Source organism: Azospirillum agricola, assembly GCF_017876095.1.
Classification (GTDB): Bacteria; Pseudomonadota; Alphaproteobacteria; order Azospirillales; family Azospirillaceae; genus Azospirillum; species Azospirillum agricola.
Genome location: NZ_JAGINM010000018.1, coordinates 130,687 through 155,962, shown reverse-complemented (window position 1 = coordinate 155,962; position 25,276 = coordinate 130,687). Strand labels below are relative to the sequence as shown.

27 protein-coding genes are annotated in these 25,276 nt (G+C 67.1%); 14 read left to right on the top strand and 13 right to left on the bottom strand.

The genetic code is table 11. The features are described 5' to 3' along the window. The first annotated feature begins 390 nt into the window (after positions 1-390). Positions 391-1,410, top strand: a complete 1,020-nt coding sequence (locus J2847_RS24370; protein WP_209781376.1) for an agmatine deiminase family protein — start codon at positions 391-393, stop codon at positions 1,408-1,410. Between the two features lie 70 nt (positions 1,411-1,480). After that, positions 1,481-1,786, top strand: a complete 306-nt coding sequence (locus J2847_RS24365) for a hypothetical protein (RefSeq protein WP_085553773.1) — start codon at positions 1,481-1,483, stop codon at positions 1,784-1,786. Between the two features lie 67 nt (positions 1,787-1,853). On the opposite strand, the gene J2847_RS24360 is transcribed toward J2847_RS24365, so the two are convergent. Further along, a complete protein-coding gene (locus J2847_RS24360) occupies positions 1,854-2,294 on the bottom strand; it encodes a PRC-barrel domain-containing protein (RefSeq protein ID WP_209781375.1) in 441 nt (146 codons plus the stop codon). 175 nt (positions 2,295-2,469) lie between these two features. Between J2847_RS24360 and J2847_RS24355 the strand changes: the two genes are divergently transcribed. Then, positions 2,470-3,354: a hypothetical protein gene (locus J2847_RS24355; protein ID WP_209781374.1), complete on the top strand. Its 885-nt coding sequence runs from the start codon at positions 2,470-2,472 to the stop codon at positions 3,352-3,354. A 129-nt stretch (positions 3,355-3,483) separates the two neighbouring features. On the opposite strand, the gene J2847_RS24350 is transcribed toward J2847_RS24355, so the two are convergent. After that, entirely contained in the window at positions 3,484-4,110 is a 627-nt protein-coding gene (locus J2847_RS24350) for an ATP-dependent Clp protease proteolytic subunit (protein WP_209781373.1), read from the bottom strand. A gap of 239 nt (positions 4,111-4,349) precedes the next feature. Between J2847_RS24350 and J2847_RS24345 the strand changes: the two genes are divergently transcribed. The 5 genes from J2847_RS24345 (at position 4,350) to J2847_RS24325 (ending at position 10,439) form a co-directional block, all read left to right on the top strand. Then, positions 4,350-5,201: a glycosyltransferase family 2 protein gene (locus J2847_RS24345; RefSeq protein ID WP_209781372.1), complete on the top strand. Its 852-nt coding sequence runs from the start codon at positions 4,350-4,352 to the stop codon at positions 5,199-5,201. A gap of 103 nt (positions 5,202-5,304) precedes the next feature. Next, positions 5,305-5,631 carry a hypothetical protein gene (locus tag J2847_RS24340; protein ID WP_209781371.1) on the top strand — a complete coding sequence of 109 codons (327 nt, stop codon included), beginning with the start codon at positions 5,305-5,307 and terminating at the stop codon, positions 5,629-5,631. A gap of 118 nt (positions 5,632-5,749) precedes the next feature. After that, positions 5,750-6,889 carry an efflux RND transporter periplasmic adaptor subunit gene (locus J2847_RS24335; protein ID WP_209781370.1) on the top strand — a complete coding sequence of 380 codons (1,140 nt, stop codon included), beginning with the start codon at positions 5,750-5,752 and terminating at the stop codon, positions 6,887-6,889. A gap of 4 nt (positions 6,890-6,893) precedes the next feature. Continuing rightward, positions 6,894-10,019, top strand: a complete 3,126-nt coding sequence (locus J2847_RS24330) for an efflux RND transporter permease subunit (protein ID WP_209781369.1) — start codon at positions 6,894-6,896, stop codon at positions 10,017-10,019. 51 nt (positions 10,020-10,070) lie between these two features. After that, entirely contained in the window at positions 10,071-10,439 is a 369-nt protein-coding gene (locus tag J2847_RS24325) for a response regulator transcription factor (protein WP_085553780.1), read from the top strand. Between the two features lie 192 nt (positions 10,440-10,631). Here the strand turns inward: J2847_RS24325 and J2847_RS24320 are convergent, their stop codons facing one another. The 4 genes from J2847_RS24320 to folK all read right to left on the bottom strand — a co-directional run bounded on the left by J2847_RS24320 (position 10,632) and on the right by folK (position 12,759). Continuing rightward, positions 10,632-10,790 carry a hypothetical protein gene (locus tag J2847_RS24320; RefSeq protein ID WP_209781368.1) on the bottom strand — a complete coding sequence of 53 codons (159 nt, stop codon included), beginning with the start codon at positions 10,788-10,790 and terminating at the stop codon, positions 10,632-10,634. 277 nt (positions 10,791-11,067) lie between these two features. Then, a complete protein-coding gene (locus J2847_RS24315; RefSeq protein WP_209781367.1) occupies positions 11,068-11,475 on the bottom strand; it encodes a tunnelling fold family protein in 408 nt (135 codons plus the stop codon). Positions 11,476-11,593: 118 nt separating this feature from the next. Further along, positions 11,594-12,172: a sugar O-acetyltransferase gene (locus J2847_RS24310; protein ID WP_209781366.1), complete on the bottom strand. Its 579-nt coding sequence runs from the start codon at positions 12,170-12,172 to the stop codon at positions 11,594-11,596. A 32-nt stretch (positions 12,173-12,204) separates the two neighbouring features. Then, a complete protein-coding gene (gene folK / locus J2847_RS24305) occupies positions 12,205-12,759 on the bottom strand; it encodes a 2-amino-4-hydroxy-6-hydroxymethyldihydropteridine diphosphokinase (protein ID WP_209781365.1) in 555 nt (184 codons plus the stop codon). A 170-nt stretch (positions 12,760-12,929) separates the two neighbouring features. Between folK and J2847_RS24300 the strand changes: the two genes are divergently transcribed. From J2847_RS24300 to J2847_RS24290, 3 genes are all read left to right on the top strand, one after another. Then, complete coding sequence (locus J2847_RS24300; protein WP_209781364.1) at positions 12,930-13,367, top strand: hypothetical protein; 438 nt, start codon at positions 12,930-12,932, stop codon at positions 13,365-13,367. A 163-nt stretch (positions 13,368-13,530) separates the two neighbouring features. Next, on the top strand, positions 13,531-14,205 hold the full coding sequence (locus J2847_RS24295; protein WP_209781363.1) for an SRPBCC family protein: 675 nt from the start codon (positions 13,531-13,533) through the stop codon (positions 14,203-14,205). Positions 14,206-14,335: 130 nt separating this feature from the next. Next, on the top strand, positions 14,336-14,716 hold the full coding sequence (locus tag J2847_RS24290) for a c-type cytochrome (protein WP_085553786.1): 381 nt from the start codon (positions 14,336-14,338) through the stop codon (positions 14,714-14,716). 81 nt (positions 14,717-14,797) lie between these two features. Here the strand turns inward: J2847_RS24290 and pepN are convergent, their stop codons facing one another. Then, on the bottom strand, positions 14,798-17,470 hold the full coding sequence (gene pepN, locus J2847_RS24285) for an aminopeptidase N (RefSeq protein WP_209781362.1): 2,673 nt from the start codon (positions 17,468-17,470) through the stop codon (positions 14,798-14,800). A 245-nt stretch (positions 17,471-17,715) separates the two neighbouring features. On the opposite strand from pepN, the gene J2847_RS24280 reads away from it, so the two are divergent. The 3 genes from J2847_RS24280 to J2847_RS24270 all read left to right on the top strand — a co-directional run bounded on the left by J2847_RS24280 (position 17,716) and on the right by J2847_RS24270 (position 20,518). After that, the gene (locus tag J2847_RS24280; protein WP_233474754.1) at positions 17,716-18,933 is read left to right on the top strand and encodes an OpgC family protein; all 1,218 of its coding nucleotides are present in this window, start codon (positions 17,716-17,718) and stop codon (positions 18,931-18,933) included. Beyond that, positions 18,930-19,727 carry an SGNH/GDSL hydrolase family protein gene (locus tag J2847_RS24275; RefSeq protein ID WP_209781361.1) on the top strand — a complete coding sequence of 266 codons (798 nt, stop codon included), beginning with the start codon at positions 18,930-18,932 and terminating at the stop codon, positions 19,725-19,727. Before J2847_RS24280 ends, J2847_RS24275 begins: the two co-directional genes overlap by 4 nt. Before the next feature lie 77 nt (positions 19,728-19,804). Next, positions 19,805-20,518: an SGNH/GDSL hydrolase family protein gene (locus tag J2847_RS24270; protein ID WP_209781360.1), complete on the top strand. Its 714-nt coding sequence runs from the start codon at positions 19,805-19,807 to the stop codon at positions 20,516-20,518. A gap of 38 nt (positions 20,519-20,556) precedes the next feature. On the opposite strand, the gene J2847_RS24265 is transcribed toward J2847_RS24270, so the two are convergent. The 6 genes from J2847_RS24265 to sufC are packed head-to-tail and all read right to left on the bottom strand — an operon-like array spanning position 20,557 to position 25,235. Next, positions 20,557-20,901 (bottom strand): HesB/IscA family protein, encoded by a 345-nt coding sequence (locus tag J2847_RS24265; protein WP_209781359.1) that lies wholly within the window; start codon positions 20,899-20,901, stop codon positions 20,557-20,559. 22 nt (positions 20,902-20,923) lie between these two features. Further along, positions 20,924-21,358 (bottom strand): iron-sulfur cluster assembly protein, encoded by a 435-nt coding sequence (locus J2847_RS24260; RefSeq protein ID WP_209781358.1) that lies wholly within the window; start codon positions 21,356-21,358, stop codon positions 20,924-20,926. 16 nt (positions 21,359-21,374) lie between these two features. Further along, positions 21,375-21,848 carry a Fe-S cluster assembly sulfur transfer protein SufU gene (gene sufU, locus J2847_RS24255; protein ID WP_209781357.1) on the bottom strand — a complete coding sequence of 158 codons (474 nt, stop codon included), beginning with the start codon at positions 21,846-21,848 and terminating at the stop codon, positions 21,375-21,377. Next, positions 21,845-23,128 (bottom strand): cysteine desulfurase, encoded by a 1,284-nt coding sequence (locus J2847_RS24250; RefSeq protein WP_209781356.1) that lies wholly within the window; start codon positions 23,126-23,128, stop codon positions 21,845-21,847. Before J2847_RS24250 ends, sufU begins: the two co-directional genes overlap by 4 nt. Further along, complete coding sequence (sufD, locus tag J2847_RS24245) at positions 23,128-24,483, bottom strand: Fe-S cluster assembly protein SufD (RefSeq protein WP_209781355.1); 1,356 nt, start codon at positions 24,481-24,483, stop codon at positions 23,128-23,130. Before sufD ends, J2847_RS24250 begins: the two co-directional genes overlap by 1 nt. After that, complete coding sequence (gene sufC, locus J2847_RS24240; protein ID WP_209781354.1) at positions 24,483-25,235, bottom strand: Fe-S cluster assembly ATPase SufC; 753 nt, start codon at positions 25,233-25,235, stop codon at positions 24,483-24,485. The genes sufD and sufC overlap by 1 nt, the downstream gene beginning before the upstream one ends. Between the last annotated feature and the right edge of the window lie 41 nt (positions 25,236-25,276).

The following is a 25,276-nucleotide window of genomic DNA, read 5'->3' as shown; positions in this document are numbered from 1 at the left end:
CGCCGCGGATGGCTTTTGCCTGCCACTTTTGCTAATGTGACGCTGTCGTCAACAGCGAAAGAGGTTGTGCCATGCGTGCACTCCTGTGGTTCCCCCTTCTGAGGCTTGGTTTTTTCAGTCCCGTCACCACCGGTTATTCGTCTTCGCGGACCGTTACGGCCCGCCGCGCCCTGCGCCCGCCCTCCGGCCGATAACGCCCGGGCCCGATGGCCGCATGATGGTCGTCGCCGCGTCCTCCGACGCGCCGTTCTCCCAACCCCCGAATTCTCTGCGGCCTTCGCCTTTTTGGCGGCGTTGCCAAAATCCTCCTCCCATGGTTAGGGTGGGGCGGGACGTTTTCACGTCTCCATGTTGGATTTACCGGTTTTCATCGGGGCAGGGGAACGACGGATGACCACACCGACCGCCCAGGGCTTGCACATGCCGGGGGAATGGGCGCGCCACAGCGGCTGCTGGATGGCGTGGCCCTGCCGGCCGGAAACCTGGCCCGAGGGCGGTTTCGACGCCGCCTGCGATGCCTACGCCGAGGTCGCGCAAGCCATCTCCCGCTTCGAACCGGTGACGATGGTCTGCGATCCGGCGAACGTCACCGACGCCTCGCTGGCCTGCGGTCCGGGCATCCAGATCCTGCCGCTGCCGATCAGCGATTCCTGGATCCGCGACACCGGCCCCAGCTTCGTGATCGACGGCAAGGGCGGCTTGGGCGGCGTCCATTGGGGCTTCAACGCCTGGGGCGGCAATTACGACGACTGCGCCAAGGACCGCGAGGTCGGCCGCCTGATGCTGGAGCATCTGAAGCTGCCGCGCTTCGCCGCTCCGCTGGTGATGGAGGGCGGCTCCTTCCATGTGGACGGGGAAGGGACGCTGCTGACCACCGAGCAGTGCCTGCTGAACCCCAACCGCAACCCGGGCCTGAGCAGGGCCGAGATCGAGCGCCATCTGATGGACCATCTCGGCGTGACCTCGGTGATCTGGCTCGGCGAGGGCTACCAGGACGACGAGACCGACGGGCACATCGACGAGATCGCGCTGTTCGTGCGGCCGGGCGTGGTGATGGCGATCACCACCGACGATCCGGGAGACGCGAACTTCAAGGCCTTCCAGGACAACCTCGACCGGCTGAAGCGCGCCCGTGACGCCAAGGGCCGCGAGCTGGAGGTCATCACTGTACGGCAGCCGGCCCGACGCGACGCCAACGGCGTCCGGCTGACGCTGTCCTACACAAACCTCTACATCGCCAACGGCGGCATCGTCATGCCGGCCTTCGAGGATCCGGCCGACGACGAGGCCTACCGCACGGTGCGCAAGGCGTTTCCGGACCGGGAGGTGACCCAGATCGCCGCGCTGGACATCGTGCGCGGGGGCGGCGGCATCCACTGCATCACCCAGCAGCAGCCGGCGGCCGGATGACACGGCGGTGAGGTGACGCAGCGCCGGGGCACCGCTTGAAACGGCGGCGCTTCAGGCGCATATTTTGAGCATGCAGTTCAACCCCACCATACCGGCGCTGCCGACGCTCAAGCCACCATCGGCGATCACGCCGACGGTGCAGATGGCGTTGTCCCCGGCGGTGCAGGCGGCGCAGCAGACGACGCCGACGGTGCGGACTCAGACGGTGTCGGCCCCGCAGGCCACCGGCAAGGCGGAACAGACGCGCGACACGCGCTCCAGCACCCAGGGTGGCCAGTCGCTCGATACCAACGCGGGGGCTCTGGCCGCGCAGGTCAATGGCCGGGGCTATGGTGGCGCGATGCCGCGCGGATCGTTGCTCGACGTTTCGGTTTGAACACGGTTTTTCCGGACATGAAAAAGGGGGAGGGCGCGATGCCCTCCCCCTTGCGCCTTTCGGGGAATCAGCGGCCCAGTTCGCTGAGCGGGCCGGTTTCCTTGACGCGCTCGTAGCGGTCCTTCTGCCACTTCTCGAGGCCCTGCAACTGGTCCTTGGTCATGTCGAGCGTCAGGCGGTCGCCCTTGACGCGCAGCTTGTTCAGCGGCAGCACGACGTCCTTGTCGCTGACGTCCACCGTGTGGTCGACGTCGATGACGGCGAAGAGCTGGCGGTTGTAGCGGACGATGTCCTCGATCTCGGCCATGTCCTTGCCGTCGGAGCCGTGGATGTCCTTCCCCTTCAACTGGTCGACGCGCATCTCCAGCAGCGCCGGATCGACGCTGTCGTCGAGCGCCGCGACCGACGGAGTCGTCGGATGCGTCACGCTGTGGTCCGAGGACGCGGCCAGGACCGGCGACGAGGCGAGAAGGGCGGCGGTGCAACCGGCGAGAAGAATGCCTTTCAAGGGAGTGCTCCTTGCTGTTCGGGATGCCTGAACAACGCGCGGAGCGGGTGAGCGGTTCCTTTCATGCCCACTGAAGGAGGGCCTGGCCTCTCGGTTGTCGGATATCATAATTTCCTATATATAGAATTGTTACTTGGTTTTTACTCACCTTATAAGATGTGCATTGAAAGGGTTGATGGATATGTTGGATCGCCGGACTTTTCTTGGGGGAGTTGCCAGTGGAATAGCAGGAACACTGGGGATTGTGTTGATAATAGAAAGACTCACGTTTTCTATGGGAAGCGTTCTCCAAAACATACGGCGCATCATTGATGGTGTCTTTGGTATCAGAGTGGCAATCGCCAAGCAGATAGAGTATTTTGAAAATCATAAAGTAAATTTTAACAATCGTATTGAAAAAGAGGCAAATACAAGTCTTAACAAGATTGGTTCAAATTGCCGGTTATCGTTGGATTATTTATCAAGAAAATCAGATATCGATGAAAATAACGGTTCTCATATTCTTTATGAGGAGACTTGTGGGTTGACAATGAACATAATGGATAGAATTTTATTCAGCCCTACATATTTCTATAATGAAGGAAGTTATGTAACTCCTTTAAACAAGGAAATAGAAATTTTATGCCAAGCCGCCGTAAATTACATTATTGAAATGAAAAGCGAAAGATCTGAGTATAGCGATATATTGATTGATAATATAGACGTTACATTCATTGGGGTTGCCGATGCAAAAGGAAGAAAAAAAATTCTCAATGTGGTGTATGCTGGAGAATTCGGAAACAAAATATCCATTGATTCAAAATTTATGGACTACAGCTTGGATGATAAAAAAACAGATAGAAAAACAATAGAGAATGGAGAAAGAATATCAAATGGTGATTTGGCTTTTTTGCGGGCCTATGGTTTGTTTCTAACACTGAAATACGAGATGGGGAGGTTAGGGATTGGGATTTCCGATCTTAGGGCAATAAAATTCAATGTAAAAGAATCTTTAGAGATTGGTAAAAAATATAGAAGCTCCTCTATTATATTAAAAGCGACATATAAAGAGAAGAAATAAGCAAATCTCATATAAATAAAATCAAACCTACAAATCCATCTTCTTTTGCTAAATAATTCTTTCGAATCAGAGGGCGTTATCTTCGATAATCGCCCTCTGATTTGAACGTAATCCAGAAGATTTTAGCTGTTACTTCAACTCGTCCATGGTGTCGATGATGTGGCTGACGATGCCGTATTCCTTGGCCTCGCCGGCGAACATCCAGTAGTTGCGGTCCGTGTCCTTGGCGACCTTCTCGAAGGGCTGGCCGGTCTCACGCGCGATGATCTTGTTCAGACGCTCGCGCATGCGGATGATTTCCTTCGCCTCGATGGCGATGTCCGTCGCCCGGCCGCCGGTACCGCCCAGCGGCTGGTGGATCAGGAAGCGGGTGTTGGGAAGGCAGAAACGGTCTTCCTTGTTCGCCGCCAGGAAGATGTGACAGCCGGCGCTGGCGACCCAGCCCGTGCCGAGCATCTTCACCCGCGGCTTCACGAAACGGATCATGTCGTGGATGGTGTCGCCCGCCTCGACGTGGCCGCCGGGGGAATTGACCACCACCGTGATGTCGTCGTCGCCTTCATGCGCCAGCGCCAGAAGCTGGGCCGAGACGGCCTGGGCCAGCTTCATGTCGATCTGGCCGAAGATCAGCACGGTGCGCGCCTTGAACAGGGTCTGCTGCACGGCTGCGAACGGCGGCTGGGCGGTGTCCTTCGACTTTTCGTCCGGTTCCTTTTCGGGTTCGTCGTCGAACCGGGTGTATCCGACCTGCGCCATCGATGTTGTTCTCCCTGGTGTCGAAAACCTGAGATGCCGGAAACCTGGATAGGGCCCGATACGGGCTGTGCGGAGCCGCAAGGCGCCTTGCCTTGTCTCCACATAGCCCGTATCGGGCCCATGTTCAACGTCCCCCGGCGTCAAAACCGCATTCGGTGTCGGGGAACGGCGTCCGCGTTGACGGCGGGTGCGTCTTCTCACCACACTCGCGGGCCCGAGGGATGGAAAGGGACGGGAAAATGACCGCGGGAACGGTTGAAAACGGGGTCTCGGTGATCATCGCGGCCCACCGCGCCCACGACACCATCGCCCGCGCGGTGCGCAGCCTGCTCGACCAGGACTGGACGGCGTGGCAGGCGGTGGTCGTCAGCGACGACGGCACCGACTACCGGCCGACCCTGCGCGCCGCCGGAATCGACGACTCCCGGCTGGTCTTCACCGGCACCGGCCGCGTCGGCGCCGGGGCGCCCGCCGCCCGCAACGCCGGGCTGGCCGCCGCGACCCTGCCGCTGGTGGCGCCGCTCGACGCCGACGACCGTTTCCGGCCGGGGCGGCTGGCCGCCCTGGCGCCGCTGGCGCTGGCGCATGGCGCCGCCTTCGACAACGTCGCCGTGGTGCGCGACGAGGACGACGCGCCGCTGTCGGTCCTGTTCCCCGAGCGGGACGGAGTCGGCCGTCTCGACGCCGATGGCTTCCTGGCGACCTCGGTGCCGATGTTTCCGGTGGTGCGCCGCGACCTCCGCCCGGCCTGGGAGGCGGACGTCGATTTCTGCGACGACGTCGTCTTCAACCTGCGGATTCTCGACCGGGCCGGCGCCGTGCCGCTGGTCCGGGCGCCGCTCTACGAGTACCGCCAGCGGGCCGGTTCCATCACCTTCTCGGCCGACAGCGGCGAACGGGCCGAGCGCTGCTACCGCCATGTGCTGGACCGGCTGGAAAGGGACGGGCTGGGCATTGCCGACGCCGGTCTGCGCGCCCGTTTCGCGGCGGCGTTGGCGGCCAAGCGCGCCCGGAACGCGGCCTACGAGGCGGCCCGCCGGGCCGGGCGCTGCGCCAACTTCCAGGAGTTCCTGGCTCTCGCCGGTGCGTGATCGGATGGCGTGATCGGACGGCGGGGACGCGCTTGCCGCAATCATTGCTTTACCGTTTTGCGGCAGGCTGATGGCGTTCCCGTGACCGCTTCTGGGACCGCGCATGACCGCCCCGAGCTGCTGCCTCGCCCGTATTCCGGCCAACGGAAAATTCTGGCTGAAGAACGCCGCGCTGGAGAACGGCCCGTCCTCCGGTTTTCGGATGGCCGACATCCGGATCGAGGACGGCCGCATCCGCGCCGTGATCCCGGCGGGCGAGTCGCCCTGCTGCGCGCCCGGTCTGGATCTGGACGGCGGCGCCGTGCGTGCCCTGACACCCGATGGGCATGTCGGGGCCGGACAGCCGGCCGATCTTTCCGTCACGCTGTGCGGAGGCAAGGTGGTGGAGATGCACGCCGGCCACATCGCCGGACTGCCCGCCGCCCTCTGATGGGGTGCGGCGTTGAACATTCTCGACTCCGGATTTGAACTGAACGATATAGTTCAGTTCGCCGGACCGCTGATTGCTGGGGTTTGGCGATGACGAACCCTCGTTCAGGCCCCGCTCCATGCGCACCCCGTCCCGCGTCGTCGCACTTCTCGTTCTGGCCGCGCTCGGTGGCGGAGCCTACTGGCATTTCGTGACGCGGGGCGGCACCGTGGTCGGGCTGGTCGCGCTGGTCACGGGGGCGGCCCCGGCGCCGGGCGGCGCCTCCGCCGCCAAACCCGGCGGCCCAGCCCCCGGCGGCGCGCCGCCGATGCCGGTGGAGGCCGTGCCGGTGAGGATCGGCAGCGTCGCCCGCACGGTGACGGCGGTCGGCTCGCTGCTGTCCAACGAATCGGTGGTCATCCGGCCCGAGATCGCCGGGCGCGTCAGCGAGATCGCCTTCCAGGAAGGCCAGAAGGTCACCAAGGGGACGGTGCTGGTCCGCCTCGACGATTCGATCGCGCGGGCGACGCTGGCCCAGGCGCAGGCGAGCATCGCCTTCTCCCGCGCCGAGCTGTCGCGCGCCGACCAGCTCGTCCGCCAGAACACCGGCCCCCTGCGCAACCGCGAGCAGGCGGCGGCCAAGCTCCAGGCCGACGAGGCGGCGGTCCAGCTCGCCAGGGCGCATCTCGACAAGCAGGTGCTGACGGCGCCCTTCGACGGGGTGCTCGGCCTGCGCAAGGTGTCGGTCGGCGATTTCATGCAGGCCGGCCGCGATATCGTGAACATCGAGGCGATCGACACCCTCAAGCTCGATTTCCGCGTGCCGGAGATGTTCCTGTCGGCGGTGAGGGTCGGCCAGACGCTGAAGGTCTCGGTGGATGCCTTCGCCGGCCGCGGCTTCGACGGGCAGGTCTACGCCATCGACCCGCTGGTCGACGTCAACGGCCGGGCGGTGGTGGTGCGCGCCCGCATCGCCAACGCGGACGGGAGCCTGCGTCCCGGCCTGTTCGCCCGCGTGGCGCTGACCCTGACCGTGGTGCCCGACGCCGTGCTGATCCCCGAGCAGGCGGTCGTCGCCTTCGGCAAGGAGCAGTTCGTCTTCAAGGTCGCCGAGGGCAAGGCCGTGCAGACCAGGGTGGGCTTGGGCGAGCGCCGCAACGCCGAGGTCGAGATCACCCAGGGGCTGAAGCCCGGCGACGTCGTGGTCACCGCGGGGCAGATCAAGATCCGCGACGGCGCCCCGGTGGTGGTCGTCAACGCCAAGCCGGCCGGGAGCTGAACCGATGGTCCTCTCCGACATCTCGGTCCGCCGGCCGGTCCTGGCGACGGTGATGAGCCTTGCGCTGATGCTGATCGGCATCGTGTCGTACCAGCGCCTGTCGGTGCGCGAGTACCCCAAGATCGACGAGCCGGTGGTCACCGTCGAGACGACCTACAAGGGCGCCTCGGCCCAGATCATCGAGAGCCAGGTCACCCAGACGCTGGAGGACAGCCTCGCCGGCATCGAGGGCATCGACGTGATGTCCTCGATCAGCCGCGCCGAGAAATCGCAGATCACGCTGCGCTTCCGCCTGGACCGCAACGTCGACACCGCCGCCAGCGACGTGCGCGACCGGGTGGCCCGCGTGCGCGCCGTGCTGCCCGACGAGATCGACGAGCCGGTGATCGCCAAGGTCGAGGCCGACGCCCAGCCGATCATCTATCTCGCCTTCTCCTCCGACCGGCATTCGCCGCTCGACGTCACCGACTTCGCCGACCGCTACGTCAAGGACCGCTTGCAGAACCTGCCCGGCGTGGCGCAGGTCCGCATCTTCGGCGAGCGGCGCTTCGCCATGCGGCTGTGGCTCGACCCGCAGCGGATGGCGGCCTACCGCGTCACCCCGCAGGACGTCGAGGCGGCGCTGCGCAAGCAGAACGTGGAGATCCCGGCCGGCCGCGTCGAGAGCGTGTCGCGCGAGTTCACCGTCGTCTCGGAAACCGACCTGCGCACGCCCGAGGAGTTCGAGCGGATCATCCTGCGCGACGACAGCGGCTATCTGGTGCGGCTGCGCGACGTCGGAAGGGCGGAGATCGGCGCGCTCGACGAGCGGGTCAGCGCCCGCTTCAACGGGCGCGGCGCCGTCGCCATCGGCGTGGTGAAGCAGTCCACCGCCAACCCGCTCGACGTGTCGAAGGCGGTCAACGACGCGCTGCCGGTCATCCGCGCCGCCCTGCCGGACGGCATGGGGGTGGATGTCGGCTACGACAGCTCGGTCTTCATCGCCAAGTCGATCGACGCGGTGTTCCACACGATCTTCGAGGCCATCGTGCTGGTCGTGCTGGTGATCTTCTTCTTCCTGCGCTCGCTGCGGGCGACGCTGGTGCCGCTGGTGACCATCCCGGTGTCGCTGATCGGCGGCTTCGCCCTGATGTACGCCTTCGGCTTCTCGATCAACACGCTGACCCTGCTGTCGATGGTGCTGGCCATCGGGCTGGTCGTCGACGACGCCATCGTCATGCTGGAGAACATCTTCCGCTACGTCGAGGAGGGGATGGATCCCTTCCGGGCGGCGCTGAAGGGGTCGAAGGAGATCGGCTTCGCGGTGGTCGCCATGACCATCACGCTGGCGGCGGTCTACGCGCCGATCGGCTTCATGACCGGCCGCACCGGGCGGCTGTTCACCGAATTCGCGCTGACGCTGGCCGGTGCGGTCATCGTCTCGGGCTTCGTCGCGCTGACGCTCTCGCCGATGATGTGCTCCAAGCTGCTGAGGCACGAGACCAGGCATGGCTTCTTCTATCGGGCGATCGAGCGTTTCCTGGAGGGCATGACCAACGGCTATCGCCGGCTGTTGCGGCTGTCGTTGCGGGCGCGGCCGTTGATCCTGCTGATCGGCGCCGGGGTGGCGGCGGCGAGCTACGTCCTGTTCGGCGGGCTGAAGTCGGAGCTGTCGCCGGTCGAGGACCGCGGCACCATCGTCGGCATCGCCATCGCGCCGGAGGGGGCGACGCTCGACTACACGATGACCTACGCCCAGCGGATGGAGGCGCTGTTCCGCGAGATCCCGGTCCTGGAGAAATTCTTCGTCGTCGTCGGCTTCCCGGTGGTCAACCAGGGCATCGCCTTCGTCCGTCTGGTCGACTGGGACCAGCGCGAGGTCAAGCAGCAGGCGATCACCGCCCAGCTCTTTCCCAAGATGTTCGGCATCCCCGGCATCCTGGGTTTCGTCACCAACCCGCCGTCGCTGGGCCAGAGCCCGATCGACAAGCCGGTGAACTTCGTCATCCAGACCTCGCTGCCCTTCGAGGAGTTGCAGAAGATGGTGGACGGGCTGCTGGCGGAGGCCCGCAAGTTCCCCGGCCTGACCAACCTCGACACCGACCTGAAGCTGAACAAGCCGGAACTGCGCATCGTGCTGGACCGTGACAAGGCGGCCGACCTCGGGGTCGAGGTCGACGCGGTGGGGCGGACGCTGGAGACGCTGCTCGGCGGCCGGCAGGTCACGCGCTTCAAGAAGGAGGGCAAGCAGTACGACGTGGTCGTGCAGGTTGCCAACATCGACCGTCGCAACCCGGACGACATCGCCTCGATCCATGTGCGCGGCGGCCTGTCGGCGACGGCCGCGGCAGCCGGCGGGACGGCGCCGATGATCTCGCTCGCCAATCTGGTGACGGTCGAGGAACGGGTCGCGCCCAAGGAGCTGAACCACTTCAACAAGCTGCGCTCGGCCACCATCACCGCGACGCTGGCCCCCGGCACCTCGCTGGGCGAGGCGCTGACCTATCTGCAAGGGGCGGCGCGGCGGGTGCTGCCGGCCACCGCCCAGACCGACTATGCCGGGCAGAGCCGCGAGTTCCGGGAGTCGGCGACCGGGCTCTATTTCGTCTTCGTGCTGGCGTTGGCCTTCATCTATCTGGTGCTGGCGGCGCAGTTCGAAAGCTTCGTCGATCCCTTCGTCATCATGCTGACGGTGCCGTTGTCGATGACCGGGGCGCTGGCCGCCTTGCAGATCGGCGGCGGAACGATGAACGTCTACAGCCAGATCGGCCTTGTGACTCTGGTCGGGCTCATCACCAAGCACGGCATCCTGATCGTCGAGTTCGCCAACCAGCTCCAGCGCGGCGGGGTCGAGATCCGCAAGGCGGTGGAGGACGCGGCGGTGATGCGCCTGCGCCCGATCCTGATGACCACAGGCGCCATGGTGCTGGGCGCCGTGCCGCTCGCCACCGCGCAGGGGGCGGGGGCCGAGAGCCGGCAGGCCATCGGCGCGGTGATCGTCGGCGGCATGACTCTGGGGACGCTGCTGACTCTGTTCGTCGTGCCGACGGTTTACAGCTATATTGCCAGGAAGAGGCCCTTCCCGGCCGGGGAGGCGGCTGATGGGCCGGCCGGCGCGGCGCCGCAAAGCGTCGCGCGTCCGGCGGAGTGACGCCACCGGCATGGCGCCGATGACGGCAGGCGAAGGAGGAGGCCCCCGCTCATGGCCAGCGTGCTTGTCATCGACGACGACGATGTCGTCCGCAGCATGCTGCTGCACATCCTGACCCGCAACGGCCACGAGGCGGCCGGCGCCCGCGATGGGGAGGAGGGAATCGCCCGTTTCCAGCGGAATCCCGCCGATCTGGTCATCACCGACATCTTCATGCCGAACCAGGAGGGGCTGGCGACGATCATGGCGTTGCGGCGGAACCGGCCCGACCTCAGGATCATCGCGATCTCCGGCGGCGGAGCCCGCGCCTCGCTCGACGTGCTGCCGGTGGCGGAGGCGCTGGGCGCGCAGAAGACGCTGCGCAAACCCTTCAAGCCGGCCGAGATCCTGGAGGCGGTGCGGGTGGTGCTTGGCGGGTGAGAGGGGGCCGCGCAACAAGGAAAGCCCCGCCTGGGGGCAGGGCAAACCAAGGCACTGGCAAACCAGGGTTACTGACAGACCAGGATCGTCATGGACTCGACCGGCACAGGGGCCGGCACAGGGGCGACCGGCAAGGCAAGCCGACAACGGGGCCGGCGAAACAACCGGCCGGCGGCTCACGCCACGCGCGGATCAGGCGGCCATCCGCTCCTGCTGGGCGCGAAGGTTGCTGCGGACGCGATCGAGCATCTGCTGAAAGGTTTCCCGGCTGATGCCATCGCGCGCCATGACGGCGACCACGATGGGGTCTTCAAGGAGTTCCGAAAGGGTCGGCGTCGTCCTGCGGTCCATGCTTCCCTCCCTTGAATCAGTCGATCCAGTCGATCCGGTTGGCCGATCCCTGCGCGCTGTTTCGAACGGCTGGGGTCTGGGCTGGCGACACCAAACCCTTGGTCTTCGATTGTACGCAAAAAATACAATCGCGCAACCCTATCGCGGACCAAAAGGAATTGGCACCCGTCCTTTGGTCAAACGGATCTATATCCTTCCGTGAAGCTGTATTCCGAGGGACGGCCTATGGTCACGCCATGGGAGGTAATGCAAAAGTTTGCGACAAATTGAGAAATGTTCAGGGGCTGTTTTGTTGCACGCGCGTGATGCTGGCACCGGACACGGCTCCCTCGGCGGACAGCGAGGGCAGCTCGACATCGGCGTGGACCCGCTGCACTTTGGCATGGCCGAGGCAGAGGTCGGCGGCGCGGCCGGCCAGATAGTCGGGATCGGGAATCGTCTCGTCGGCGCACAGGCGCCGCAGATCCTCGATGATGTCCTCGTAGGACATGACGGCGGCGATGTCGTCGGGAAAGCCGGCGCCGGGATGGGCGACGGTCAGGGTCAGGTCGATCCGCGCGGTCGGCCGCCCCGGCCGTCCGGCCAGATGGACCGTGGCGGTGAAGCCGCGCACGAGAATGGTGTAGGTCAGCGTCGCCCCGTCCGGCTGGACGATGGCGCGCCGTTCCGTGCTGTGCTCAGACAAACGGCTTCTCCCGGCCGGCCTTGTCCCGGCGGTCTGCTAGGGCGATCCTCGCGGGCGCACTATAGGCGGAAGCCCCGGCCGTTGCCACTCACGCCGCCACCGCTCATGCCGCCACCGCTCATGTCGTCGGCGCGCGCTTCAGGATCCGGGCTGGGTTGCCGGCGACCGTCGCACCGGCCGGGACGTCGCGCGTCACCACGCTGCCGGCGCCGACGATGGCGTCGTCGCCGATGCGGACGCCGGGCAGGATGATGCTGCCGCCGCCGATCCAGACATTGGCGCCGATGTGGACCGGGATGCCGGATTCATAGCCGGCGCGCCGCAGGTCGGGGTCGCGCGGGTGGTCGGCGGTGTAGATCTGCACCGACGGGCCGATCTGGCAATGGTCGCCCAGCGTGATGGCCACGACGTCGAGGAACACGCAGCCGAAATTCACGAAGCAGCCGCGGCCGATCCGGATGTTGGAGCCGTAATCGCAATGGAATGGCGGCCGCAGCACCGAATCCTCGCCGACCGCGCCCAGCATTTCGGCCAGCAGGCCGCGCCGCCGCTCGGTTTCCTCGGCGGTGGTCGCGTTGTAGGCGCGCATCAGGCGGTCGGCGCGCACGGCGTCGGCGGTCAGCTCCTCCCCGCCGGCGCGGTAGAGGTCGCCGGCCAGCATCTTCTGCTTCTCGCTGCGCGGGTCGGCATCGGTCATGGTCGGCGTCCTTCTCAAATGGTCTGGAGTGATCACCCGGCGTCCAGCGCGTCGGCCACGCGCACAACCGTGTCGCGGCCGGGCACGGCGGCCAGCAGCTCGGCGACCGGGCGCCCGAGCGTGGGATGGGAAAGGTCGGCGGCGATGTCGGCCAGCGGCGCCAGCACGAAGGCGCGCTCGGCGATGCGCGGGTGGGGGATCTCCAGCTCCGGCCCGGCCATCGTCCGGTTGCCGTCGAGGTCGCCGTAGAACAGGATGTCGATGTCGATGGGGCGCGGGCCGAACCGTTCGCCGCCGCCGGTGCGGCCGAGATCCGCCTCGATCCGCTTGACGAAGCGCAGCAGCTCCAGGGGGGCCAGGCGGGTCACGCCGCGCACCGCCATGTTGAGGAAGGCCGGCTGGTCGGTGACGTACATCGGCGCCGTCTGGTAGACCGCCGAGAGCCGGTCGATGGCGACGGCCTCGCCCAGATGCTGGATGGCGGCGGCCAGATTGGCCGCGCGGTCGCCGATGTTGCCGCCGAGCGCCAGATGGACCGTGGCGCCGGGCGGGGAGGGGGCCTTCGTAGCCGGAGAGGTGGCCGTCATGACAGGAAGTGTTCCGGGCGCAGTCGACAAGAGGGCACCTTCCTACCAAATCGACGGTGTGGCGTCATCGCCGACGGGAACAGCGGGCCGCCGCCGGGGTTCCCGGTCGGGTGGCGCCTCTGTCCGCCGCCGTTCGCTGGCCGTCCTTTGCCTGTTGAGGAGATCGCATCATGGTTGCGCGCGTCGCGATTGTTCTGGGCCTGTCGGTTGCCTGTCTCGCCGCCTGCGCCACAGGCCCGGGGGCGGAGGTGGCGCAGCGCGCCCAGACCGAGCTGGTCGGCATGCCCAAGGACCGGCTGCTCTCCTGCGCCGGCGTGCCGGAGCGGCAGGCGATGGCCGAGGGCCGGGAATATTACACCTACATTGCCCGCCCGGCCTATGCCGCCAGCCCGATGAGCAGCATCGGGGTCGGCGCCGGCAGCGGCGGGTTCGGCAGCGGGGTCGGGCTGGGACTCGGCTTCAGCGTGCCGGTCGGCGGCGGCACCACCGGCTGCGAGGCCACGGTGGTGCTGGGACGCGGCGGCGCGGTCGAGCAGGTGAGCTATCCGGCCGGCGTCAGCCTGTCGGCCTGCGCCCCGATCGTCCAGAACTGCGTGCAGCCGCGCTGAGACGGGCGCTCCTACGCCCATTGGGGGCTGTCGCGTCCGCGGGCGATCCCCTATTCTCGAAGCGTGGCCTTGACCATTCCGCACCCCGCGTCCCGACGCCAGGCGGCGGCCTTCCCGCGCCGGGCTTCCGGACCCCAAGACGGTTTTGGAGGAACGACGAATCATGGACATGAGCGGAAACCACCGGATCGAGGCGCCGCGCGAACGGGTGTGGGCCGCCTTGAACGACCCGGAGGTGCTGCGCCAGTGCATTCCCGGCTGCGAGGAGGTGGTGCGGCTGTCGGACACCGAGCTGACCGCCAAGGTGGTCGCCAAGGTCGGGCCGGTGAGCGCGAAATTCTCCGGCAAGGTGACGCTGTCCGACCTGGATCCGCCCAACGGCTACACCATCACCGGCGAAGGGTCGGGCGGAGCCGCCGGCTTCGGCAAGGGGGGGGCCACCGTGGCGCTGACCGATGAGGAGGGGGCCACCCGGCTGTCCTACACCGCGCGGGCCCAGGTCGGCGGCAAGCTGGCGCAGATCGGCTCGCGGCTGGTCGACGCCGCCGCGCGCAAGATGGCCGACGACTTCTTCTCGCGCTTCACCCGGATCGTCGGGCCGGTGGCGACCACCGAACCGGTGGGGGACACGCCTGCCGCTCCGGTGGCCGCGAATCCGGCCGCTCCGGCCGCCACTCCGGTCATGGCCGTGCCGCAGGCGGTTGCGCCACCCCCGGAGGTGCCGCTGCCGCTGCCCGCGATCGGGTCCGCGGCGGCGGGCGGCGGCGGGTTTTACGTGCCATGGGCGGCCATACTCGTGGTTGTCATTCTCGTTGGCGCGCTGGCCTTCGCCCATTAGTTCCGGGACTCGTTCTTTAGGCGGAGGGCGGCACGTTGGGGGGTTGGCCCCCACCCCGGAATGTGTATGCTGCCGCGCGTTTTCGGTCGGCCGGGCATGGCCGGCCATCACTCGGAAGGGAAGCCGAAGAATGAAGAAGCATCTGATGGGCGCGGCCCTGGTCGTCGGCGTCGTCATGGGCGCCGGCGCCGCGCAGGCAGCCGACGCCGCCGCCGGCAAGGACGTGTTCAAGGTCTGCATGGCCTGCCACACCACCGAGCAGGGCAAGAACAAGGTCGGTCCGTCGCTGTTCGGCGTGGTCGGCCGCACCGCCGCCTCCATCGACGGCTTCAAGTATTCGGCTCCGATGAAGGAAAAGGGCGCTGCCGGCTACGTCTGGACCGCGGAAAACCTCGACGCCTACATCAAGGCCCCGAAGGAGATCGTCCCCGGCGGCACGATGGCCTTCGCCGGTCTGAAGGACGACGCCAAGCGCGCCGACCTGATCGCCTTCCTGGCCGAGCAGAAGTAACAGCCCGCCCTTACGGGGGCGGATCTGGATGAAGGGCCGGAGGGGAAAGCCTCCGGCCCTTTTTTCATGCCCCGGCCGGGCTCAGCCGGCGGCGTCCAGGCTCTTGCTCGCCACCTCGTAGACGTCGGGCGACAGGCCCGGCGTGCCGACGATCCGCTCCAGCTCGGCCTTCATCAGCGCCTGACGGGCCGCGTCATAGCGCCGCAGACGGGAGAAGGGGCCCATCAGCCGGGCTGCAACCTGTGGGTTCATCGGGTCGAGCCGCAGGACCTGGTCGGCCAGGAAGCCGTAGCCGGCGCCGCCTGCCTCGTGGAAGCGGACCGGGTTGCCGTTGGCGAAACCGCCGATCAGCGCATAGACCTTGTTCGGGTTGCGGATCTCGAAGGCCGGATGGCCGAGGAGAGCCGTCACCCGCTCCAGCGTGTCGGGACGGTGGGACATCGCCTGCACGCTGAACCACTTGTCCACCACCAGCGCGTCGCCCTTCCAGCGTTCGTAGAAGCCGGCCAGCGCCTCCTCCCGCTCGGCGGCCTTGGCGTTGGAGAGGAATTGCAGCGCGGCGATCACGTCGGTCATCGCCTGGGCGCCGTGATACTGGCCCAGGCAGAGGCCGAGCGCCTCCTCGTCCTCCAGCGCCATCAGGTAGGCGAGGCAGAGATTCTTCAGCGCCCGCTTGCCGATGGCCGCCGCCTCGACCGAGAAGGGCTCCTGGCTGGAGTTGCGGCGGTACAGCGTCAGCCATTGCGGGCGGAGAGCCTCGGCCAGACGCCTGCGGGCGAACTCGCGCACCGCGTGGACGGCGTCGGGATCGACCACCGCCATCTGGGTGCCGAGATAGGCCTCGGTCGGCAGCACCAGCGCTTGGGCGGCAAAGGCGGGATCGCGCTCGGCGTCCGTCAGAACCTTGCCGACGGCGGCGACGTAGCTCTCCGGCAGGACGAGGTCGCGGCCGGCCTGACGGTCGGCGACGAGGCCCAGCAGGATGCGCGTGCCGAGGATCTGCCCGGCCTCCCAACGGTTGAAGGCGTCGCTGTCGTTGGCCATCAGGAAGGTGAGGTCGGCGTCGGGGATGTCGGCCTTCAGCTTCACCGGGGCCGAGAAGCCGCGCAGCAGCGACGGCACCGGGCGGGCCGCGACGTCCTGGAACTCGAAGACCTGCGTTTCCTGGGTGACGTGCAGGATGCGGCTGGTCCCGGATGCCGTCTCCTCGCCGGCCAGCCGCAGCGGCAGGTCGGCGCCGTCGGGGCCGAGCAGGCCGACCACCAGCGGGATGTGCATCGGCTGCTTGACCGGCTGGCCCGGCGTTGCCGGCACGGTCTGGCGCACGGTCAGCCGGTAGGTCTTCGCCGCCGCGTCGTGGTCGGTCGAGACGTCGAGTTCCGGCGTGCCGGCCTGCCGGTACCAGAGCTGGAACTGGGCGAGGTCGACCCCGCTGGCGTCGGCCATCGCCGCGACGAAGTCGTCGCAGGTCACCGCCTGCCCGTCATGGCGCTGGAAATAGAGGTCGATGCCCTTGCGGTACGCCTCCGGCCCCAACAGGGTGTGAATCATGCGGATGACCTCCGCACCCTTGTTGTAGACGGTGGGCGTGTAGAAGTTGTTGATCTCGACGTAGCTGTCGGGCCGCACCGGGTGGGCCATGGCGCCGGCGTCCTCCTGGAACTGCACGGTGCGCAGCCCCTGGACGTCGGCGATGCGCTTGACCGCGCGGGAGTTCAGGTCGGAGGAGAATTCCTGGTCGCGGAAGACCGTCAGGCCCTCCTTCAGCGACAGCTGGAACCAGTCGCGGCAGGTGACGCGGTTGCCGGTCCAGTTGTGGAAATACTCGTGCGCGACGACCGCCTCGATGTTCAGGAAATCGGTGTCGGTCGCCGTCTCCGGCTTCGCCAGGATGTATTTGGTGTTGAAGACGTTGAGCGACTTGTTTTCCATCGCCCCCATGTTGAAGTCGCCGACCGCGACGATGTTGAAGATGTCGAGGTCGTACTCCAGGCCGTAGACCTCCTCGTCCCAGCGCATCGACCTGATCAGCGAGCGCATGGCGTGGTCGACCTTGTCCTCGTTGCCCGGCTCGACGTAGATGCGGAGCGTGACGTCGCGGCCCGACGCGGTGCGGAAGCGGTCCTCGGCGTGGACCAGCGAGCCGGCGACCAGCGCGAACAGGTAGCAGGGCTTGGGGAAGGGATCCTCCCAGCGCGCCCAGTGGCGGCCGTCGCCGTGTTCGCCGGCCTCGGCGAGGTTGCCGTTCGACAGCAGGACCGGGTAGCGCGCCTTCTCGGCCGTGATGGTGGTGCTGTAGCGCGCCATCACGTCGGGGCGGTCGAGGAAGTAGGTGATCTTGCGGAAGCCTTCCGCCTCGCACTGGGTGCAGAAGTTGCCGGAGGACTTGTAGAGCCCCTCCAGCGCGGTGTTCTCCTGTGGCTTGATGCGGACGACGGTTTCCAGCGTGAAGCGGTCCGGCGTGCCGGGGATCGTCAGGTTGTCGGGGGTCAGCGTGTAGGCGTCGGCCCCGAGCGTCCGGCCGTCGAGCGCCACCGACACCAGTTCCAGCCGCTGGCCGTCGAGCGTCAGCGGCTCGGGCGCGGCGCCGGGGGTGGCGGATTCGGCGCGCGCCGGGTTGCGGCGGATCGCCAGCACGGCGCGGACGGTGGTGACCTCCTCCCCCAGATCGACGTGCAGGTCGACGGTGTCGATCAGATGGGCCGGCGGGCGGTAATCCTGGAGCCGGATGGCCTTCGGCGTGCCTTTGTCCATGATGCCTTGTCTCTGCTCAGTCGTTCGCGAGGATTCCGATGGGGAACTGTAGCAAGGCGGACGGGGGCTGTCCCCTGTGGGAATGGGGATGAGGGTGACACCCGGCTTTGCGCCGGTGTGGGATGGGGGTATGGTGCCGGCCCGCGGGCGCCGGCCGGGAGTATCCGGAAAACTTGCGGGCGACGGGCCAACCCCCCGGCGCCAACTGTTTACCCGGCGTGGCACCTGCGCATGGATCGACGGACATGACCGACACACCCAGCCTTCCGCACACCGCCCGCATGGCCAATGTCCGCACCGGCGGCGACCGCACCGGCGGCCACGCCGCCGGCGACCGGGACGTGCGGCTCGACTTCTTCCGCGGGCTGGCCTTGTGGTTCATCTTCGTCAACCACATCCCGGCCAACCAGATCTCCTGGCTGACGCCGCGGAATTTCGGACTGAGCGACGCCACGGAGATCTTCGTCTTCATCTCCGGCTACACGGCGGCGATGGTGTATGGGCGGACGCTGGAGCGCGCCGGCTTCCCGATGACGGCGGCGCAGGTGCTGCACCGCTGCTGGACGCTGTACGTCACCTACATCATCCTGTTCTTCGCCTTCACGGCGCAGATCGCCTACACCGCACGCGTCTTCGAGAGTCCGCTGTTCACCGAGGAAATGGGGATCGCCAGCTATTTCCAGGATCCCGTCACGGCGCTGACCCAGGCGCTGCTGCTGAAGTTCCGTCCGGCGAATCTCGATGTGCTGCCGCTCTACATCGTGCTGATGCTGGCCCTTCCGCTCCTGCTGCCGGCCCTGCGCCGCCGGCCGTTGATGGTGCTGGCGGGATCGGGGATCCTCTACCTCGCGGCACGGGCCGGCGAATGGAACCTGCCCACCCACCCTGACGGCGGCGTCTGGTACTTCAACCCCTTCGCCTGGCAGTTCCTGTTCGTCACCGGCGCGGTGCTGCAACGCCTGCCCGGCCTGCGGGCGGCCCTGCTGCGGCCGCGCCGTCCGGTGATGGTCGCCGCCATCCTGTTCCTGGCGCTCAGCCTGTTCCTGGCGCTGTCCTGGCAGTTCGCCTTCCTGCACCGGCTGCTGCCCAACTGGCTGACCGACATCCTCTACCCCATCAGCAAGACCGATCTCGACCCGCTGCGGCTGGCGCATTTCTGCGCGCTGGCCTACGTCGTCCTGCGCCTCACCCCGTTCGACGCGCCCTGGCTGAGGACGTCGCTCGCCGCGCCGGTCGTGGAGTGCGGGCGGCAGTCCCTGCATGTGTTCTGTGTCGGTGTCCTGCTGTCCTTCGCCGCGCAGACCGTGCTGGTGCACGTCAACGGCTCGCTCTCCGCCCAGTTCCTTGTTACCATTTTCGGGATCTCCGCGATGGTGCTGCTGTCCCGGCTTCTGACATGGTATCAGTCGGCTGAACGGGCGAGGCGCCAGCAGGCCCCCGCCGCGAGGAATTCGAGAGCATGAGACGACGTGCCGGGCGACGCCTTCCTCTGCTGGCCGCCGCCCTCCTGATGGGCATGTCGGCCGGCGCCGGGAGCCAGACCTTGGCGGGATCCGTGTGGGCGGAATCGTTGGTGGATGAGGCGTGCCGGGTGCCGGATTCGGTGTTGACGACCGTCGACGCCGGTCTGCCGCGGGTGCGCGAGCGGATCGACAGCGGGTTGCCGTTGTCGGTGCTGATCGTGAACTCGGTCAAGCCGAGCACCCGGCCGCCGGCATCGGGCTACCCGGTCTGGCTGAAGGGGGAACTGAAGCGGCGCCTGCCGGGCCGCCGGATCGAGGTCGAGGTCATGAACCTGCCGGGCGCGGCGGCGCCGGCCATGCTGGAACCCCTGCTGCGGGCGGTGGGAGAGCGGCAGCCGGCGCTGGTGGTCTGGCAGACCGGCACCGTGGACGCGATGCGCAACCTCGATCCGGAAAGCTTCGGCGGGGCGCTGAACCGGGGAATCGACGGCGTGGTGCGGCAAGGCGCCGATCTCGTGATCATGGACATGCAGTACAGCATGCACACGGCACAGCTGATCGATTTCGCCCCTTACCTGTCCTATATGGCGTGGTTGTCGCAGAACGCGGAGGTCTTCCATTTTCCGCGCTACGACATCATGCGCCACTGGGTGGAAACCGGCCGCGTCGATTTCGGCGAGGCGGACGTGCAGGCCAAGCAGGACGCCTACGAGTTCGTGCATCGCTGCGTCGGTCAATTGCTGGCCGAGAGCATCGTGTCCATGATCGACCATGCCAGGAGGGCGGCGCATTGATCCGCAGGGGGCTTTTTTCGGTTCTGACGGTGGTTTTCGGGGTTTCGGGAGGGGTGTTCGGGGGATTGGGGACGGTGATGGCGGCGGGGCCCGAGGCGCCGCCGGCCAGCGCCTGCCAAGTGCCGAAGGCGAGGACCAGCCTCGCCGCCTATCTGCCACGGGTGGCTGAGCGCCTCGCCTCGGGGCTTCCGGTGCGGATCGTGGCGCTCGGTTCCTCATCGACGGCCGGCGCCGGGGCGAGCGCGCCGGACCGGACCTACCCGGCCCGCCTTGCCCATTACCTGCACCAGTGGGCCGGGTCGGTCGAGGTGAGCGTCCTCAACAAGGGGATCAACGGCGAAACCGACGACCAGACGGTGGAGCGGATCGGCAGCGACGTGCTGGCCCAGAACGCCGACCTGCTGATCTGGCAGGTCGGGGCAAACACCGTCCTGCGCGACGGCGATTTCGCGCTGAGCGAGAAATCCGTCCGGCGCGGCGTGGAGCAGGCACAGGCCGCCGGCCTCGACGTCGTGCTGATGGATCTGCAATACGCGCCGCGGATGCTCGCCAAGGACCGCACCGACGCGATGCTGGCGCAGATCGCCCATGTGGCGGCCGACGAGCATGTCGGCCTGTTCCAACGCTTCGCGGTCATGCGGGATCTGGTGGAAAGCAAGCGGATGACCGTCGGCCAGCTCATCGGGCCGGACGGGGTTCATCAGAGCGACGCCGGCTATGACTGTGTCGCCCGCACGCTGGCCGCCGGGATCGAGGACGCCATCCGCCCGCAGCAGGGGCGGGCGGACTGAGAAGGACACCGTCCGCCCCTGTGATGGGGCGGTACGGATCAGACGTGGAAGCTCTCGCCGCAGCCGCAGCGGCCCTTCTCGTTCGGATTCTTGAAGACGAAGCCGGTCTGGAACTTGTCGTCCACGTAATCCATCTCGCTGCCGATCAGGAACATCACGGCGGCGGGGTCGATCAGGATGGTGACGCCCTTGTCCTCCACCACCTCGTCGAACTTCAGCTTCTCCTTGGCGTACTGGACGTCGTAGCTGAGGCCGGAGCAGCCGCGTGCCTTCACGCCGATGCGCAGGCCGACGATGTCGTCGGTGGCCTTCGACATCAGCGCCTTGACGCGGTCGGCGGCGCTGTCGGTGATGGTGAGCGCCTTGGGGAGCGAACGGGCCATGGCGGTGGTCTCCTGAAAAGACTCAGAACATATCCAGTTGCAGGCGGGCGACCTCGGACATCATGCCCTGGTGCCATGGCGGCTCCCAGACGAGGTCGATCTTGACCTCGTTGACGTCCTCCACGCCCAGCACGGCTTGGCGGACCTGTTCGGGAAGCTCGCCAGCCACCGGACACATGGGGCTGGTCAGCGTCATGTCAATCTCGACGTTGCGCTGGCCATCCATGTCGACACGGTAGATCAGGCCGAGTTCCCAGATGTCCACCGGGATCTCGGGGTCGTAGCAGGTCTTGATCGCCGCCACGACGCGGTCCATGAGTTCTTCGCGCGGGTCGTAGCCGGGGGGCGGGGCCAGCGGGTTCGCCTTCTCGGGAGCCGCCTCCGCTGCCACTGGCGCCGCCGCTTGCGCCGACGTCTCGCTGTTGTTGGCCAACCGGCTCAGGGCGTTTTCGGTCATCGCGGTCACCCCTCTCTCAAAACTGGTCGCTGGACGCGGAGTCCTGGCCGTGCAGCGCCGCGTTCATGGCGTGCCACGCCAGGGTCGCGCACTTCACGCGCACCGGGAATTGACGAACGCCCGACATGACCATCAGCTTTTCCATGGTCTCCTCGTCCACCTCGCCATGGGCGCCCTGCTCGTCCTCGTCCTTGGTGCAGAGCTCGTGGAAGGTGTGGAACAGGGTCTCGGCCTCCTCGGCCGTCTTGCCCTGCACCAGCTCCGTCATCATCGAGGCGCTGGCGGTCGAGATGGCGCAGCCGCGCCCCTGGAAGGCGACGTCCGCCACCACCCCGTCCTTCAGGGTCAGATAGACCATGAACCGGTCGCCGCACATCGGGTTCTCGCCCTTCGCCTCGCGGTTGGAATCGTCGGGATGGCGGAAGTTGCGGGGATTCTTGCCGTGGTCCAGGATGACTTCCTGATACAGCTCGCGCAGATCGTCCATCATGCTCCGAAGAACTCCTTGACCGCCTGGAGCGATTCCACCAGCGCGTCGGCCTCCGCGCGGGTGTTGTAGAGGCCGAAGGAGGCGCGGACCGTCGGGCCGACGCCGAACCGCTCGGCCAGCGGCTCGGCGCAATGGCGCCCGACGCGGACGGCAACGCCGTACTGGTCGACGATGGTGCCGACATCGTGCGGGTGGACGCCGTCGAGCGCGAAGGAGACGATCGGCCCCTTGCCCGGCGCCGTGCCGATGATGCGCAACCCCTCGATCTGGGAGAGCTGCTGCGTGGCGTACTTCAGCAGGTCGTGCTCATGCGCGGCGATGGCGTCGCGGCCGAGCGCCTCGATGTAGTCGAGCGCGGCGCCGAAACCGATGACCTCGGTGATCGGCGGGGTGCCGGCCTCGAAGCGGGCGGGCGGCGCCTTGAAGGTGGTGCCCTCGAAGCTGACCGACTCGATCATGTCGCCGCCGCCCTGGTAGGGGGGCATGCGCTTGAGGATGTCGTACTTGCCGTAGAGCACGCCCAGCCCCGTCGGGCCGTAGAGCTTGTGGGCGGTGAAGACGTAGAAGTCGGCGTCGATGTCCTGCACGTCGACCCGGCCGTGCACCACCGCCTGGCTGCCGTCGAACAGCACCGGGACGCCGCGCTCGTGCGCCAGCGCCGCGATGGTCCTGGCCGGCGTCACCGTGCCCAGCACGTTGGAGCAGTGGGTGATCGCCACCAGCTTGGTGCGGTCGGACAACAGGCTCTTGTAGGCGTCGAGGTCGAGGACGCCGTCCTCGTCGCAGGGCACCACCTTGATGACGATCTTCTTGTCGGCCTGGAGAAGCTGCCACGGCACGATGTTGGCGTGGTGCTCCATGATCGACAGGATGATTTCGTCACCCTCCGACAGGAAGGTCCGGCCGTAGCTGGCCGCCACGAGGTTGATCGCCTCGGTCGAGCTGCGGGTGAAGACGATGTTGCGGTCCGACGGCGCGTTGATGAAGCGCGCGACCTTGGTCCGCACCGCCTCGAACTGGTCGGTGGCGGTCTGCGACAGGAAATGCACGCCCCGGTGGATGTTGGAGTAATCCTCCTCCAGGAAGCGGGTCATCGCCTGGATCACTTGGCGCGGCTTGTGGGCCGAGGCGCCGCTGTCGAGATAGACCAGCGGCTTTCCGGGCTTTCCCTTCCGGGCGTGGACGCTGCGGCCGAGGATCGGGAAATCCTCGCGGACGCGGGCAACGTCGTAGGCCCCAATGGCTTTTTGGGCGGACAGGATGGCGTCGGCTTCGGGCATCAGCGTTTTTCCTCCAACCAACCGGCGACGAGGGAGTGGAAGGCCTCGCGGATGGGTTCCTCGGCGATCTCCTCCATGGCCTCGGCCAGGAAGGCGCCGATCAGCAGGCCGCGCGCGGTCTCCTGGTCGATGCCGCGGGCGCGCAGGTAGAAGAGCGCGTTGTCGTCCAGTTCGCCGGCGGTGCAGCCGTGGCTGCATTTGACGTCGTCGGCGTGGATCTCCAGCTCCGGCTTGGCGTCGATCTCCGCCGTGTCGGACAGCAGCAGGGCGCGGTTCAACTGGTGCCCGTCGGTCTTCTGGGCTTGCGGGCGGACGATGATCTTGCCCTGGAAGACGGCGCGGGCGGTGTCGTCGATGACGCCCTTGTAGACCTCGCGGCTGGTGCCGTTGGGCTGGGCGTGGTCGATCAGGGTGGTGGTGTCGGCGTGTTGGTTGCCGCGCACCATGTAGCCGCCGCTGACATGGGTCCGCGCGTCGGTGCCGGCCAGCGTGCTGACCACCTCGTTGCGCGACAGCCGGCCGCCCAGCGTCAGGATGAAGTTGTCGTAGCAGCCGTCCTTCGCCACCGTCGCCGCCGTGTGCGACAGGTGGAAGGCGGCGCCGCCCTCGCGCTGGGCCTTGTAATGGTGCAGCGTGGCGCCCTCGCCGACGAAGATCTCGGCGACGTGGTTGGCCAGCGTCGTGCCGGTGCCGCAGCCGACATGATGCTCGACCACCACGGCGCGGCTCCCCGCCTCGGCGACGATCAACGTGCGCGGGTGGAAGGAGGTCGCCCGACCCTCGGCGCCGACCGAGACGAAGACCAGCTCGATCGGTTGGGCCAGCGCGACGCCGCGCGGGATGCGCAGGACCGGGCCGTCGGCCAGATAGGCGCTGTTGAGCGCGACCAGCGGCCGGTCGTCGGCGGCGGCGAGGCGGCCGATGTGGTCGCCGACCAGATCGCCATGGTCGGTCAGCGCGGTGGCGAGGCTCAGCAGTTCGACGCCGGCGGGCAGTCCCTCGGTCGAGGACAGCTCGGCGCGGAAACGGCCGTCGACGAAGACCAGGCGGGGGCCGTGACCCTCGGGGCGGACGGTCGGCAGCACGTCGAAGCAGGCGTCGCTGTCGGCGGTGACGGCCGGCTGGAAGGTGAGCTTGCCGAGATCGCGCAGGTTGGTGTAGCGCCAGCTCTCGTTGCGCACGGTCGGCAGACCGACGGCGGCGAAGCGCTCGCGGCCCTGCTCGCGCAGGTCGCGCACCCAGGACAGCGCCGCCCCCGGCAGGCCGCTCCGCAGATGGTCGAGCGGCGCCAGGAAGGCGGGGGCCGTCGCCGGGTCGGCGCCGCGCGTCGAATAGGTGGTCGTCATCGTCGCCATCACGCGGCCTCGTTCACGCCGAAATCGCGGTAGCCGTTCTTCTCCAGCTCCAGGGCCAGCTCCTTGCCGCCCGACTTGACGATGCGGCCGGCGGCCAGGACATGGACATGGTCGGGGACGATGTAGTCGAGCAGCCGCTGGTAGTGGGTGATGACCAGCATCGAGCGCTCGGGCGAGCGCAGCGCGTTGACGCCCTCGGCGACGATCTTCAGCGCGTCGATGTCGAGCCCGCTGTCGGTCTCGTCGAGGACGGCGAATTTCGGCTCCAGCACGGCCATCTGAAGCGTCTCGTTGCGCTTCTTCTCGCCGCCGGAGAAGCCGACATTGACCGCGCGCTTCAGCATCTCGTCCGACATGCCGAGCGCCTTGGTCTTCTCGCGCAGCAGCTTGAGGAACTGCATGGCGTCCAGCTCCTTCTCGCCGCGATGCTTGCGGATGGCGTTGAGCGCGGTTTTCAGGAAGGTGGTGTTGGCGACGCCGGGGATCTCCACCGGGTACTGGAAGGCTAGGAAGACGCCGGCGGCGGCGCGCTCCTCCGGCTCCAGGGCCAGCAGATCCTTGCCGTAATAGGTGACGGAACCCTTGGTGACCTCGTAGCCGTCGCGGCCGGCCAGCACGTAGGACAGGGTGCTCTTGCCGGCGCCGTTCGGACCCATGATGGCGTGGACCTCGCCGGGGCGGATCGTCAGGTCGACGCCCTTGAGAATGTCCTTGCCGTCCACCTTGGCGTGCAGATTCTTGATTTCGATCATGGTTCGGTCCTTCAGGCGTTCGGCTGTCCGGGGTGTCTGCG